Source organism: Thalassotalea castellviae, assembly GCF_031846185.1.
GTDB lineage: Bacteria > Pseudomonadota > Gammaproteobacteria > Enterobacterales > Alteromonadaceae > Thalassotalea_H > Thalassotalea_H castellviae.
In genome coordinates, this window is the sequence record NZ_JAVRIF010000004.1 from 27,986 (window position 1) to 43,548 (window position 15,563).

The 15,563-nt window shown below is 37.6% G+C and carries 13 protein-coding genes; 5 read left to right on the forward strand and 8 right to left on the reverse strand.

Going from position 1 to position 15,563, the window contains the following annotated elements; all coding sequences use genetic code 11:
- Positions 1–11 precede the first annotated feature (11 nt).
- Both RM573_RS08930 and RM573_RS08935 read left to right on the forward strand, forming a co-directional pair.
- Positions 12–1,217 carry a serine hydrolase domain-containing protein gene (locus tag RM573_RS08930; RefSeq protein ID WP_311580461.1) on the forward strand — a complete coding sequence of 402 codons (1,206 nt, stop codon included), beginning with the start codon at positions 12–14 and terminating at the stop codon, positions 1,215–1,217.
- 10 nt (positions 1,218–1,227) lie between these two features.
- On the forward strand, positions 1,228–2,121 hold the full coding sequence (locus RM573_RS08935) for a hypothetical protein (protein ID WP_311580464.1): 894 nt from the start codon (positions 1,228–1,230) through the stop codon (positions 2,119–2,121).
- A gap of 176 nt (positions 2,122–2,297) precedes the next feature.
- Here RM573_RS08935 and RM573_RS08940 read toward each other — a convergent pair whose 3' ends face one another.
- From RM573_RS08940 to RM573_RS08955, 4 genes are all read right to left on the reverse strand, one after another.
- Entirely contained in the window at positions 2,298–2,690 is a 393-nt protein-coding gene (locus tag RM573_RS08940; protein WP_311580467.1) for an MmcQ/YjbR family DNA-binding protein, read from the reverse strand.
- A 140-nt stretch (positions 2,691–2,830) separates the two neighbouring features.
- Positions 2,831–5,023 carry a ferrous iron transport protein B gene (gene feoB / locus RM573_RS08945; RefSeq protein WP_311580470.1) on the reverse strand — a complete coding sequence of 731 codons (2,193 nt, stop codon included), beginning with the start codon at positions 5,021–5,023 and terminating at the stop codon, positions 2,831–2,833.
- Entirely contained in the window at positions 5,023–5,247 is a 225-nt protein-coding gene (locus RM573_RS08950) for a FeoA family protein (RefSeq protein ID WP_311580473.1), read from the reverse strand. The genes feoB and RM573_RS08950 overlap by 1 nt, the downstream gene beginning before the upstream one ends.
- 185 nt (positions 5,248–5,432) lie before the next feature.
- Positions 5,433–7,667 carry a TonB-dependent receptor gene (locus RM573_RS08955; protein WP_311580477.1) on the reverse strand — a complete coding sequence of 745 codons (2,235 nt, stop codon included), beginning with the start codon at positions 7,665–7,667 and terminating at the stop codon, positions 5,433–5,435.
- Between the two features lie 376 nt (positions 7,668–8,043).
- Here RM573_RS08955 and RM573_RS08960 point away from each other — a divergent pair, with 376 nt between their 5' ends.
- A complete protein-coding gene (locus RM573_RS08960; protein WP_311580481.1) occupies positions 8,044–9,297 on the forward strand; it encodes a S1 family peptidase in 1,254 nt (417 codons plus the stop codon).
- Entirely contained in the window at positions 9,288–10,250 is a 963-nt protein-coding gene (locus RM573_RS08965) for an FHA domain-containing protein (RefSeq protein WP_311580485.1), read from the forward strand. The genes RM573_RS08960 and RM573_RS08965 overlap by 10 nt, the downstream gene beginning before the upstream one ends.
- A 152-nt stretch (positions 10,251–10,402) precedes the next feature.
- Here the strand turns inward: RM573_RS08965 and RM573_RS08970 are convergent, their stop codons facing one another.
- The 3 genes from RM573_RS08970 to rpe form a co-directional block, all read right to left on the reverse strand.
- A complete protein-coding gene (locus RM573_RS08970; RefSeq protein WP_311580488.1) occupies positions 10,403–11,332 on the reverse strand; it encodes a hypothetical protein in 930 nt (309 codons plus the stop codon).
- 64 nt (positions 11,333–11,396) lie between these two features.
- Positions 11,397–12,401 carry a tryptophan--tRNA ligase gene (trpS, locus tag RM573_RS08975; RefSeq protein WP_311580491.1) on the reverse strand — a complete coding sequence of 335 codons (1,005 nt, stop codon included), beginning with the start codon at positions 12,399–12,401 and terminating at the stop codon, positions 11,397–11,399.
- A 61-nt stretch (positions 12,402–12,462) separates the two neighbouring features.
- Complete coding sequence (rpe, locus tag RM573_RS08980; protein WP_311580494.1) at positions 12,463–13,137, reverse strand: ribulose-phosphate 3-epimerase; 675 nt, start codon at positions 13,135–13,137, stop codon at positions 12,463–12,465.
- A 449-nt stretch (positions 13,138–13,586) separates the two neighbouring features.
- Here rpe and RM573_RS08985 point away from each other — a divergent pair, with 449 nt between their 5' ends.
- The gene (locus RM573_RS08985; protein ID WP_311580497.1) at positions 13,587–14,261 is read left to right on the forward strand and encodes a TorF family putative porin; all 675 of its coding nucleotides are present in this window, start codon (positions 13,587–13,589) and stop codon (positions 14,259–14,261) included.
- An 80-nt stretch (positions 14,262–14,341) separates the two neighbouring features.
- Here the strand turns inward: RM573_RS08985 and RM573_RS08990 are convergent, their stop codons facing one another.
- Positions 14,342–15,493: a hypothetical protein gene (locus tag RM573_RS08990; RefSeq protein ID WP_311580501.1), complete on the reverse strand. Its 1,152-nt coding sequence runs from the start codon at positions 15,491–15,493 to the stop codon at positions 14,342–14,344.
- Positions 15,494–15,563 lie beyond the last annotated feature (70 nt).

A 15,563-nucleotide genomic window follows, 5' to 3' on the forward strand; every position in this document is an offset into this window, starting at 1 on the left:
AAGGGATAGCAATGATCAAGTTAAAATTTAAAAATTTATTTATCGTTGTGTTATTAAGCGGTTTTTGCAGCTTAGTAACCGCACAAAATAAATATGACGCGAAAGAAATTGAGCGCATAGCGCCGGAAGCTACAACCGCCGAAACCACGCTTTCATTCAGAGATATTTCTCCACTCAAAGAAGCTTATATCGATACAGCACCAACTGACAGGAAAGACGGTATCCTCGTGGGCAAATTAGGCGATAATGGTCGTAATATAGTTAAGATTGTTAAGCTAGCTCAAGAAATAGCCGAAAGTAAATACGGTAAGTACGACAGTCTACTAATCGCCCACAAGGGGAAGCTCTTATTTGAATCTTATTATCTGCGCGGCCGTATCAACTTAGCGCACCCACAAGCTTCAGCCGTTAAAGCCTATACCAGCTTAGCATTGGGGCGTGCTATTCAGATGGGTTATCTGACTATGGCCGATCTTGACAAGCCGCTCATTAGTTTCTTAAAAGGTATCGATAGCACAAAGCTTGTGGCAGGCGCAGAAAAAATCACTCTTCATAAAGCACTCACCATGCATGGTGGTCTTCGCGTCAATAATGACAAGTGGGAAGAACTAAAGAAAAATCCTGAACCACTCCAAGGTCAAGGCCTGGTTCAGACACTTCTTGAGAACACAGCGCCAATTACTGAAGAGTCTCAGATATATAATTATGGTAACCACAATCCAATGTTGGTGATGACAGTTATTGACGCGGTTGTGCCGGGAACTGCTAAGGATTTCATAGAAAAAGAAATCCTCGATAAATTAGGCATTACTAATTATAGCTGGTACACACATGTTAGTGGTCTGCCACAAGCTGGTTGGATGGTGAGCATGACATCTAGGGATATGCTCAAGCTGGGTAGTGTGGTTCTCAACGATGGCAAATGGAACGGCGAACAGCTTATATCAAAAACCTATCTTGCTAAGGCCACCACAGGTATTGTTAAACCGACTCAAGATTGGATGCCTGAAAACTATCGCTACGGCTATTTTTGGTATCAATCCACGCTTACGTCGGGTGACCAATCCTACAATGCCACCTTTGCCTGGGGCGGTGGTGATCAACGCGTTATTGTGATTGATGAGCTTGAGCTAACTATTGTGCTCACAGGACATACCAGAGAAGAAAAGCTTATGGCTCAGATTTCAAATGTTGTTTTACCTGTTTTTGCTAAATAAGGAATCAATTATGAAATTTGTCCAGTCTTCAATCCCTTTGTTTCTTTTATTTTTGATTATAAGCTGCAAAAGTTATAGTAAAGACAAAACTCCTGCATTAGAAAGTCGCTATTTTGGCGAAAAACCACCCGGCTTAATACCTAAGCTTTTTGATCCAAAAATAGTCTCTCCAGATGGAAGGTTTGACCATGGTTCGTTTACGCCAGATATGAAGGAATTCTACTTCACTAGGAAACATGGCAAATATAAAAAGCGCGCATTTTTTGTTATTCGATACGAAAACAATACTTGGGGACAGGAATCTGAGACCGATATAAGGTGGCCACAATTCTCCACTGACGGTAATGTTATGTATATCGGAAAGAAGTATAGGGAACGAACTGATGCTGGTTGGTCGGAACCCAAAAGCCCAGGAGAGTTCATAAATAAAATGGCGCATGGGATGTCGGTTTCGTCCAACGGAACTTATTATATTACGGTTTATAAAAAGGGAGAACATATTGAAAATGGCACTATCCATTATTCTCGCCTTATAAATGGAAAATACACCCCTTCAGTAAAAATCAATGTTGGAATTAATTCAGCAAAATATGTAGGTGGCTCTCTTATTTCCCCAGATGAATCCTATTTAATCTGGTATATGAATCGAGAGGATGGGTATGGGGATTCAGACATGTATATCAGCTTTAAACAGGAAGATGGCTCTTGGTTACCCGCAATCAATATGGGCTCAAAAATAAACACTGAAATGTCTGAAGGCGCTCCACAACTGACACATGATGGAAAATATCTATTTTTTACTAGAGGAGAATGGAAAGTAAAAGAAGATGGAACCCGCAAATATATAGGAAAAAGATATTGGGTGGATACTCAAGTGATTGAGAATTTAAGACCTAAACTTTAAGTTATATGATTATATCAGCAAGGGCGACGCCAAAAGACAGCGCGCCTTCTGAGGGCGTTACCTGTAGTAGCTCAGACATGATCTAAACGGGATTGATGATTTCTCTACTTCTGCTTTTGGCTCCTAGCCGACGTTTTCCTTACATCGCAAATGCCTTTTTTGAGTGTATTAAAACATCACAAATGTAACAAAATTGACTGCTGATCTTTCTTGGTCATTTTACTGACCACTAACATATAAGAATTATCAATCATCCGCTCTATTTCGCCTTGAGGAATAGAACCATCTAGAATCACCGTATTCCATTGCGCTTTATTCATATGATAACCGGGGATAACCGAAGGAAAAATATCACGAAGCATTTCGGCTTCTTCAGGATCGCATTTTAAGTTAATACAATAATGCCCTGCCATTTTGCCATCAGTATCTTTTTCCGATCCTTTTCCAAGTGCTAATGTCGCAAACATCTTAGTTTTTACACGAAATACTTTTACGTCATCACCAAAAGGGTAATAGAGCGATGCTTCAGGTTTAGATAATAAATATTTTTCTGCTAGTTGCTCTTCCATAAACACTCCACATAAATAAATTTTTCACTATCGCTAAAATAATGATTATTTATCGTGCACACAAGTAAAAATTCAACTACAAAAAAGCAGGAATATATCCTGCTTAATGTCGGTAAAAATTAAATACGCTTTATCTATCGTTAGTGATATGACACTTGTGTCGGTATCGTTAAAATATTTTTTCCGAAGCGTTTTAGCCATAGATAAATCGCAACAAAGACACTGATAACGATAAGTAATATAATACCTGCAGCAAAAGGAGATTCAGTAAAAGTAGCAAGCTGATACACAAAAGTCGCCACTAAATAAGCTAAGGTGAAACTCCATAATGCAGCAAAACTAGCCCAGCGGGTGCCCACTTCACTTTTGATCGCGCCCATCGCCGCGGCACATGGCGTATAAAGAAGAATAAACAGCAAGTAACTAAACGCACCAATTTTGCCAACAAATGCTGCTTGCATGACAGTAAAAGTCGTTTCATCTACACCCTGTTCTTCTGCGGCTATTTCAATCGTTGAAACATCGCCAATATCGGTACCTAGTGGATCATCAGCTTCAATTCCTAACAAGTTTTCTTTGATGGAATCTATCGCTTCTGTCCATAAGTCTTTAAATGAAGCAACAGCTTCCTCTTCCTGTGACGGAACTGCATATAAACTATTAAATGTTGCTACCAACGCCTCTTTTGCAAAAATGCCGGTGATTATACCCACACTCGCTTGCCAGTTGTCTTCTTTAATCCCCATCGGAGCTAAAAGTGGCGTCACAACTTGCGCACTTTGACTTAGCAAGGAGTCTTGAGAATCATGATGACCAAATTCTCCATCGGTGCCCAACGAGTTAAAAAAGTTTAAAACACAAACAACAATGACGATTGTTTTACCCGCGCCAAGGATAAAAGAACGTGTACGTTGTGTTACTCGTTGAATTAAATAAGAAAGCTTAGGCATTTCATATAAAGGTAGTTCCATAATATTTACGGAATTGGCCCCCATTAATACCGTATGTTTTAATAAAAGTCCGGTAAATAAAGCCGCTGCAATGCCAATTAAATAAAGTAGAAAGACTAAGTTTTGGCCAGAGTCAGGAAAAAAAGCGGCGGCAAAAAGCGCATATACTGGCAGCCTTGCACCACATGACATAAAAGGAGACATCATAATGGTAGTAATGCGTTCTCGTTCGCTATCGAGAATACGCGCCGACATAACCGCAGGCACTGTACAACCAAACCCGACAATCAATGGTACAAACGCTTTACCAGGCAAACCTATACGTTGCATGGCAGAGTCAACAACAAACGCAGCACGCGCTAAATAACCACTACTCTCTAATATCGATAAGCCAATAAATAAACAGGCAATAACAGGAATAAAAGTAGCCACAGTTTGCAAGCCTAATCCTGCGCCTTCAATAAGCGTAAGTAACCACTGCGGAGTACCAAGTCCCGTTAAAAATTGTTGTGGATAATCAACAAATATTGCGCCGGCTAAAATATCAAAAAAGTCGATAAAGGCACTACCGACATTAATGGCAAACATAAACAGTAAGTACATCATGCCAAGAAATACGGGCACACCTAGCCAAGGGTGCAAAATAATATGATCGAGTTTATCGCTTAATTGTGTTTTATTCATCTCATCGATTTGTACGTGTGATAACAGCTGTTGAATAAATTCATAACGTGCTTGCATAATGGCGATCGCGTTATCATTTTTTGCCTTACAGCCTTCAGAATTACAATCACCTTGTTCTAACTGGTGTAAATGAACATCGTCTGCTTTTTGAGAAGAAATAACGTTTTCGGGTAAGTTCAGTGCCTGTATTTGCGTGGTTTTAGCTGGCATAGATTGCAAAGCGTCGGCAACTTTTTCAGTCATGTTACGTTTTAAGCTATTACCAATAATCACCGGACAACCAAGCTCTTTTGACATTAACTTTGTATCAACATTCTCCGCTTCTTTTCTATCGGTTTTATTTAGCACCACTAAGACAGGTAAACCTAACTCCAACAATTGAGTTGTCAGGTACAACTGTCGCTTCAATTGCGTCGCATCAACAATATTAATTAAACAGTCAATTTTTTCTGCTTTGAGAAAATCTTGCGTGATAGATAAATCTTTTCCTTGATGAGTACGTGCTGATAAGGAACTAATACCCGGTAAATCAGTTAACAAGGTTGCTTGATTATTAAATAAAAAGGTCTGTTGTTTGATAGCAACGGTTACTCCCGACCAATTGCCTGTTTTTTGTTTTGCACCACTTAAGGCATTAAAAAACGTACTTTTACCAGAATTCGCAAAGCCGACTAACGCAATATGTAAATGATCAGACATTAGACGATTTCGATTCCTATTTGTTGTGCAACACTAGGGGCAATACAAATTTTGGTACCGTGAAGGTTGAAGGCAATTGGGCCATTAAAAGGAGCTTTATGAGCAAGTGTCACTTCCGTTTTAAGCGCAAAGCCTTGTTCAATCAACTTAGTCGTTAAGTCGAAATTTTCAGGAAGTTTACGAATGACAGCACGTTGAGTCCGCGCTAACTGTGAAAGCGTCATGACAGCCTTATATGTTAATAACAATGATTATCATTAATGTTACTCTAATATGAAATTTTGAGCAATAAAAGAAGGTATTTACCTTGATGTATATCAGGGTTGTTAGTGAATCATTTCAAAAGTAGAAATAAAAAAATGCTTGTAACAGCTAAGCTACAAGCATTAAAACACAAAGAGTGGAGTGTTTAAAAGTTATAGCTTACTTCAGCCCAAGCACTCATGCCTTCGGCAGGTAAACGATTCATTACAGTAATATCACTACCTTTGACACGGTTGTATCCGCCTAAATGGTTTCGATATTCATTATCAAAAATATTATCGACACCTGCGCGTAAGGTCACTTGATTGTTTAGATAATATTGAAAATCAACATTGATCACGCCATAGCCTGCGCTCTCTTGTTCATTATTAGTCACAGCAACCTTATCAGTGGAAGCTGCAAATACAATGGCAAGATTCGTTGACCATTCATCACTTGAGTAACTCGCATTAACTTGGCCATTTAACGGCGCAATGCGATATAAGTTATCATGAATATCACGGCGCTCGCCTCTGACAAAGCTAACAATAGTCGATAAACGCAAATGTTCATTCACTTGAACGTATCCGTCTAGATCTACACCGTATAATTTCGCATCGACATTATTAAACTGTAATGGGTTATCATCACCAGACATCATGTTCGCCATCATACTTGCCGACATTTCATCCATCCCTAAGGGCGTACCTTGAATATAATCATCAATTTTTTGATAGAAAATATGCGGGGCAAAGCGAACATTATTTGATTGATAGGTTAACCCCAAATCTAATTGTTGCGCTGTTTCCGATTTAAGGTTGATATTACCAATATAGGTATTTCCATCGGCTAATCCGCCCGTCGCTTCCATGGGTGTCCATAAGTATCGTTCTTGATAAGAAGGTGCCCTATTTTTTAACCCTAAGCCAATGTACATCGACAACAGCTCATTTAATTGGGTATCGATGCTTAAAGCAATGTCGAAATTATTGTCAGTAACACTCCTATCGGCTTGATTAAATCCATCGCGTAAATCAATCGCAAGTTCTGACATTGTCGGCATTGGCATAGTGTCATCCATATCCATGGAGCTATTCATGTCCATGTTTTCATCCATGCCCATATCCATGTCGCTTGGCATCTGCATCATTGCCATAGACGTTGATACTTTGTCAGCATTTGCTTGTGCTCGTTTATAACGTAAGCCTAATTGAACTTGTGTATTATCAAACTGTTGTTGCCATTCAACAAAAGCGCCAAAACGATTGTCTTCAACACCGTTAAAGTTAACCACTTCAAACATCATATTATTTGGGTTAGTGATCACAGAATCATGCTCAGCTAAGTATCCATCTACACCGATACGTAAATCACCATAAGAAAACGATTGCTCCAGCGATAATTTAAAATCGGTTGTTGTGGCACTGGCGTTATTACGTCGATATTTTGTGGGGTCATCATTGGTTCGCATCAAAAAGTTTGTCATACCATGATCCGCATCTAGGTAACCTAATAACCAATTCGCTTGCCAATTACCTAGCATAAAGTGGCCATCGAAATTAACGCGATGACTAAAAATATATTCAATATCCATAGGCAATGCCGGCGTGCCAGAATCTTGCGTGTCGGTATAGTGATAACTAAAACCCGTTTCACTTGCGTGACCAAAATAACGAAGATCTGTACCAAATTGACGCTTTTCAAAATCGCTAGGTGAAATTGTATCTCCACCTCCACTTTCCATACTATCGCCCGCTTGCCAATTTCCATAAAACAAACCAGCTAAATCTCCTTTAGCGAGATTGACGACAGACGATAAAGTACCCGCGTTATTATTACTTCGAATACCGGATTGAATATCACCAGTTGATTGCCAATCGTCACTATTATTACTTTCTGCCTTGCGCATTTTAATGTCGATTGCACCACCTAATGTATTGATCCCCGCGGAAACCGGTGCGATCCCGCGATAGATTGTCATAGCATCGACAATTAATGGCGTTGAATAACTTAAGGGAGTATCCATGGCATTTGGACCTGCACCAATTATCGTATGACCATTTAAAGTGGCGGATAATCTATCTCCATAAAGCCCTCGATATTGAGCAATTCCCGTAACCGGTCCATTGGTATTTACATTGGCTCCCGGTACAGATGTTAACCAATTCGCTAAATCAGGCTCTGTAGTTTTACCTTGAGCATAACTTTCATTATTCTCTAACCCAATATGATGACGTTGATTGGTAATGGTGATCACTTCGATATTTTTTAGCTTTTCTTTTTCGATAACATTAGGCGCATCAGCCCAAGCTTGGCTAGAAATAATTGTAGAGGAAAGCAATACCGCTTTGACTGCACATACGCTTGCTTTAATACGGAAAAATTGTCTGGGATATTTCATCGATAAATCACTTAGCTGTTTTAATTGGGGCTATTTTGTAAGTAAATAAATCTGAAAACAAAGGGAACATGAGAAAGTGCGACATTATGTCGCAGAAAATCAACGCTAAACTTGACGCACATCAAACTCGCTGATTTTTAAGCGATTAATCACTATTAAAACGCTTCATTTAAAAAGAATAAAAGTTAAAATTTACTCGATAAAATCAGTAAGCAACTAACCACACTGACCAACAAGCAAAAACTTTTAAATAGTAATCATTTTTGTACTAATGTACTTTGTTATACTATTTCATCAGCCAATTATGTGTCGATAATTAATGACAATTACTGCAACGATGGCACAATAGTCTTGTGGAAAACAAAAAGGATAGTAAATGAAGGGCTTAATAGGTTTGTTTCTAATATTGATCAGTCAGGTCAGTATTGCTGTTGAACAAGCAGAAACCATTTTCAAACAACTTGCACCATCGCTTTACCAAATTAGATTAATCGACAAAGCAAGTGGGGAAAAATCATCCATTGGCTCAGGTTTTCAAATCAGTAGTGATGGATTAATTGCAACGAATTATCATGTCATTTCGAGTTTTGCTCGCCACCCTGAAAAGTACCGAATTGAATATTTAGATAACAAAGGGAATAAAGCGTTATTAACCTTAAAAAGTATCGATGTAATTAATGATTTGGCTTTAGTTAAACGAGAAACTGATGCCGAAATGCCATTTTTTGAGATTTCTCAAAATATTCCAACGAAAGGCGAAGAGCTTTATTCGTTAGGGAATCCGCATGATCTTGGCATGATAGTCGTACCCGGTACCTATAACGGACTTAAAAAAGAATCATTTAACGACCGTATTCATTTTACTGGCTCAGTCAATTCAGGGATGAGTGGCGGCCCTGTCGTTAACAAAGAGACACAAGTAGTGGGCATAAATGTCGCCACTTCTGGCAATCAAATTGGCTTTCTTGTTCCTCACGATAAACTATTAGCATTGATCTCCCAATACCAAAAAGGCGCCTTGCTCACCATCGAAGAACAAATGGAAAATCAACTGCAAGCCAATCAAAAAGAATTAGTAGCGACTTTGTTAAGCAGTGACTGGCAATTAAAAAAACTTGGTGAAGGATTAATACCAACAATTGATGTGCCTTTTATCCGCTGTTGGGGGGAGTCAAATGCGGATAAAGACGACGCGCTCATTATGCTTGCCGTTGCTAATTGTTCTTTAGATGAAAATACCTACATAGCAGGCAATTTTTTCACAGGTTCATTAGAAATGGAATACCGTTTCATGCAAGCGAAAAAGTTATCTGATACAAAATTTTATCAATTATTCCAACGTCAGATAGCTCGAGTCATGCCAGGAAATAAAGCCGGTAAAGACGATGTGTCTGAGTTTGAATGCCAGCACGACATTATTATGCCTGAGCACCAAAATATTAATAATAAAGCCGTTTTCTGTACAAGAGCTTATAAAGATTTTGCTGATTTGTACGATGTATTGTATCTGGGCGTATCAATAGACAGACATGATCAAGCGTTACTTAGTCATTTTACTTTTGCCGGTGTTTCACAAAAAAGTGCCCAAGCGTTTACTAAGAAATTTATGGAGTCTGTCTCATGGAAATAATTGTCGAAGAGATCAGTCGAGGGCAAAAATTGCTCGGCCGTCATAAATTCAATAAAAATAGCATTAGTATTGGTCGTGGTTATCATAGTGATATTATTTTATCTGACCCACATGTCTGTGCTGAACACTTATCGATAGAATTCGATGGTGATAATTGGCGAGTGGTTGATTTAGATAGTATAAATGGCTGTTTTTTGGGAGAAGGTAAAAAACCTGCAAACGGTCATATTATTCACTCTGGCGATGTTATCACCATAGGTAAAAGCCAGATCCGTATTGTATTTCCACATCACCCAGTCGTTGACAGTATCACTCTGAGTCCATTTGAAAATTTGATCAACTTAACTAAGCAACCACTGGTATTAACCATTAATGTCGTTGTTTTTGCTCTTTTAACCGGTTGGATGTTCTTTTTAAATAACCCGAAAGAAGTAAACTTTACTCAATTATTTGTGCCTGCGGTCGGTATAACCTTAATGTTTGCCATTTGGCCAGCTGCCGTTGCTTTAGTGTCACACTTAACCAAACATGACGCGCGAATTTTTACACAATTAGGTATTTGTTTTGTTTTTTACAATTTAAGTTGGGTAATAGACTTTCTTGAAGCATTGGTAAATTTCAACACGTCAAGCCAATCACTTCTTCCACATATGATCATTGTCTTGCCAATAGCCTTAGCGTTTTGTTTATTTTGGCTAAATTGCCATATAGGTTTCCATATGGGTAAAGTAAGAAGAATAGTTGTTGCGGCTTCTTTAACAACGTTATTATTTGGCGGTACTTTCCTGATCCAGCTTAGTAAAAAGCCTGATTTTAGTGTGAGACCGCAATTTAACTCTACGTTGCTCACACCAAACTTTATGTTAGCGCCAAGTAACAATGTTGACGAATTTATTGAAAACAGTAATGAACTATTTAAAAACGTGCAAACTTCAAAAAATAAAGATGATTAACATGTCTTTATAAGTTATACCGCCGTAAAAAAGCTCAAGTATCTTATAGATATTTGAGCTTTTTTCTTTCAGCGTATAACCCAAACAGTGAGTAACCAGTAACGCTTTAATCAATGAGCTAACGTGATTTTATTTACAGCGACGCTCTACGCTTAATTTACTTGTTTATTTAAAAAAGACTTATCAACAAATTTTTCTTTGAGGTATTGCTGTAATTTAAGTAAATCTTTCTCAGGAAACCATTTTTTATGCGCTAAATAGTAATCTTTACTGTGATACATAGTGGCTAAAATATCATTAATTGCTTTAATCGCCTTTGCGCCTTCTTCACTTTTTGAACAACTAATGTGAGCAATCAAATAAGGAGGAGCACCCGCGATAGCATGTTGTTCTAATAAAGCTTTTTGAGCTGGATTAGGATTAATATCAATGGGTAGTGCTAATAAATAGTCTACTCTATTTGCGTAAAGCATAGCTTCAAGCGCGGTGACTCTATTTACGCCGCCTCTAAAATAGATATTTTTTTCTGCTAATTTATCGATTTCAACATCCAAAAAAGGACCAAAAGAAACCCCTTTGGCAAGTCCGATAATTTTTTCAGGAGTGTGCTCAAATACCGCTTTTAAACTGGTTATTTCACCATTTTCATCAAATAAGTGTTTAGCTAACCTAGTACTTTGATTATAACGAAAAAGTTTATGGGTTAAGTAAAAAGCTTGCGGTGTTGAGAATAAAGAATATTTTTGACGCGACTCAAGTTTTGCACGATTTGCGGCACAAGCATTTGGTGTTGTTTTCAGCACTTGTTCGATACGTTTAATCGACATGCGTTGAACTTCAATGTCATACTGCGTTAATTGCGCGATGACACGACTTTCAATATAAGTAGCAACTGACGTCGTTGGCGCTGTCATCGTCAATAGATTAAGGTTTTCTTTTTTGTCTTCCACTAACCAAACAAGCGATTTTTTGACGTCCTTTTGCACTGGCAGTACAACTGTTTGAGCATTAACAAAAGCCGCAATCGATAAAGATAAAATAAAGAAAACAAACGTTAATATATAACTGTTTAGCGCTTTCAATACTTTATCCTTTTATTTGTTAAGTGTCTTAAAACCGAATAAATATAGCTGTTTATCGCAAACGTTATGGTTTAGCAATAAAACCAACGGCATCGTAAACTGAAGTCAAAATTTTACTGGCACGCTCTGAAGCTTTTTCTGCACCATTTCGCATGACTTGCTCCATTAGAGCTTGATCATTACGATACTGATGATACTTTTCTTGGATCGGCTCTAGCATGGCAACAACAGCATCCGCTACATCACCTTTTAAATGACCGTACATTTTATCTTCGTATTGAGGCACTAATTGTTCAACTGTTTGCCCTGTTGCACAAGACAAGAGCGATAACAAATTAGACACACCTGGCTTTTCTTCAATATTAAAATAGATACGGGCTTGCTCATCGGAATCCGTCACAGCACGTTTTATCTTTTTAGCAATTTTTTTCGGCTCTTCTAACAAGCCAATAAAATTACCTGGATTCGTATCAGACTTTGACATTTTCTTAGTCGGCTCAAGCAAACTCATTACTCGAGCGCCATGTTCTGGAATATAGGGATCAGGAACAACAAAAACATCACCATGTAAATTATTAAAACGCGTAGCAATATCACGTGCTAACTCAAGATGCTGCTTTTGATCATCACCAACAGGCACACGGTCTGCACGATATAGTAAAATATCTGCCGCCATTAACACCGGATAAGTAAACAATCCTGAATTCATATTCGCTTCAGATTTTTGTGACTTATCTTTGTATTGAGTCATTCTATTTAACTCACCCATTTGCGTGTAGCAACTTAAAACCCAACTCAATTGGGCATGCTCTGGCACATGAGACTGAATAAATATCGTACTTTTCTCAGGATCAACGCCACAAGCTAAGTATAAAGCTAAACCATCAAGTGTAGCTTTACGTAACGCAGCAGGATCAGGTCGAACAGTAATAGCATGTTGATTCACTAACATGTAATAGCAGTTATGTGAATCTTGCATATTTACCCACTGCTTAAGCGCGCCTAAATAATTACCAATGGTTAATTCACCCGATGGCTGACAGCCACTTAATACAACAGGTTTACTCATGAGTTCTCTTTACCTAAATACGATTTATTTAAAAAAATTGATCAACTTAACCAATTTTAGCTTATTGTTTCACTGTTGCGAGTTGTGCTCGCATTTCATCTATTGCTTGCTGATAATCATCTTTTGAAAAAATAGCCGAACCTGCAACAAACATATCTGCACCCGCCGCCGCTATTTCGGCAATATTATCGGCCTTAACGCCACCATCTACTTCTAATCGAATATCTCGACCACTAGCTACAATTTTCTCACGTACCAACTTAATTTTATCTAAAGTTGTCGGGATAAATGATTGTCCGCCAAAACCTGGATTTACAGACATTAGTAAAATTACATCAAGCTTATCCATGACAAAATCTAAACAATGCAAAGGGGTGGCTGGATTTAACACTAGGCCAGCCTTACAGCCATGATCTTTAATCAATTGCAACGTTCTATCGATATGATCACTGCCTTCAGGATGAAAAGTAATAATATCAGCGCCGGCTTTGGCAAAACTAGGGATAAGACTATCGACTGGTTTTACCATCAAATGCACATCAATGGGAGCCGTAATACCATAATCGCGTAATGACTGACAAATCATCGGACCAAACGTTAAATTAGGGACAAAGTGATTATCCATGACATCAAAATGAATGACATCAGCTCCCGCTTTGAGGACATTAGCAACATCTTCACCTAAACGAGCGAAATCAGCTGAAAGAATGGAAGGCGCAATTAAATATGATGACATTATTTTCCCCTTTAAAAAACAGCGCTACTTTACCTAAAACACGACTAAAAATGAAGCATAAAGACAAATTTGGCTATTTTATTTTTTAAGATTAATTATTTTTATCTCAGGATAAAAAAGCATCTTGCTGCAAGACTAAACGTCCTATTTTGAACGTTTTTTATAAAGATGTCTCTGTTACTTTTTATTGAAAATAGAGCTCATCCACTATTTTTGAAAGGTAAAGTAAATTAACGATTAACAAATATTTATCCTACTATTAACCATAATAAACTATGCACCTTTTTTGATCATTGTTGAAACACTCGCACTATTATTGATCACAGGAAAATTGATTTTCTTAATTAAAAACCTCTAATCAATTGATTTTAAATATAAATATTTTTTTTGTTATTCAGGCACTCTCTTTGCAATCTCAAAGTAACAAAAATAAACTAAATGAGAATCACATGAAAAAAACACTATTAAATATCGCACTCTCTTCAACTCTTTTAACTGCTTCTATCGCTTCATTTAATGCTAGTGCCGAAGAAGGCCTTGCAGGTATTGAAGGATTAAGTGGCAACGTAGGCGTTGTATCACAATACTTTTTCCGTGGTATAGCACAAACGACGACTGCTTCTGCAAGCGGTGGCTTAGACCTTGAAAAAGGTGGTTTTTACGCAGGTACTTGGGCTGCGGATGTACAAGATGGTATCGAAGTTGATTTCTACGCGGGTTACGGAGTAGAAACAGACAGCGGTCTTAGTTTAAGTGCTGGCTTCACAACTTATCAATACACAGGTGATTTTGATTCGGCATATAATGAAATTAACTTAAGCGCTGCTTATGGTATTTTCTCACTTTCATACAATGTTGGTACTCACGAAGAAGATAAAGACTTAGGTATTGACGAGTCTGATTATGATTTTATTTCATTAACCTTAGAAGGCGATTCTGGACTTTATGCGACTCTTGGTTCTTGGGGTAAAGATTTTGAAGGTGAATACGTTGAACTTGGATACGGCACATCTATTTCTGGCTTTGATATTGGTGTGGCATTAATTTCTAATTCAGAAGAATTAGATGTTGAATCAGGTAAAGGCGAAGAATCATTAGTATTAAGCATCGGCGCTTCTTTTTAAGTCGAGATTATTAAAGTATCTCTACCCTTAACAATTATTAAAACGCATAGTTTATCTATGCGTTTTTTAGTTTATATTCGTCAAAACACAAATTTTATCAAAGTGATCAATGTCATCACACCTAAAGTAAATGGCCAAAAGCATAGTTTAGGTAATAAATTATCTTCAGCCATTATCCATTTTAGAGTAACGTCTTTTCCTCGCGAAAAGAAATAGGTATTCATAATTAACATCACCATTGTGAAGTACATCAATAAAAAGAAATATTCGATATAAACGATGCCGTCCTCAGAAAACTGTTCACGAAGTTGAATATGTGCAATTAACACGACAAAAAACAATGCTGAAACGATGGAAATAACGCCGGTAAAATTAAACCCTAATGTCTCACGTTTTTTAGGCTCTGCGGTGATCGTCATCAACACAGCGAATAATAATGTTGCTACCGTTAACAAAGGTACTAAGTTAATGATAAAAGCATTTAAGAATTTTCTTTTCAGCACAATATTAAAATAAAGTTCTGGGTATTCATATTGTTGCGACTTAAAACTTGTCCCGAAATTTGTATCATAGTGTATCGATTTATAATCGAAAAACGTCTCATCTACTTGCCAATCTCCCAACACCAAATTATCTTCTATTCCAAAAGATTGACCATTTTCGGTAGATTTATAATTTTCTAACGCTGGCGTAAAAACCAAATTTCTCTCTGAAATAGACGGCGAAATTCTGATCCAAACCGTTTTATGATCTAATGGGTAGTCTAAATAATTAAATTTCTGTCTTAATACAACATTGAAACTCCAGCCATAAACCGTACCATCTTCCACCATTTGCTGGTATTGCAATTCCATTTCTGAACCTTCTACTTGTTCAGGAAATATAAAACTGGGTTTCACTTCTTGAGGTTGATCAATAGAATCAGGAAACTTCTGCCAAATATAACCACTGACACTCACGTCATTTGAACTACTAAAAGCCAAGGCTTGAATAAAAACGCCAGTCGGAATAAAAGTAAACTCTTGCTCAGAAGGATGAGCGGTATTTTGTAACTTCTTAATGAGGTTTTCTTGAGCAAGTTCTGTGGTGCTAAGCTGATCGATATTCGGCTTATAATGGTTATCTACATGTAACCAAGTCAAAACAATGATGACCAGAAAAGTGATTGATAAAGTATAGGATATTCGCCAAAGCGCTTGTTGGCTAATGTTAGTTATATTTGATGTTGGCATTTAAACTTCCCTGATTTTTAACTATATGATATATCGGTCTTTATTTGAATAATGAATATAACGTAATATG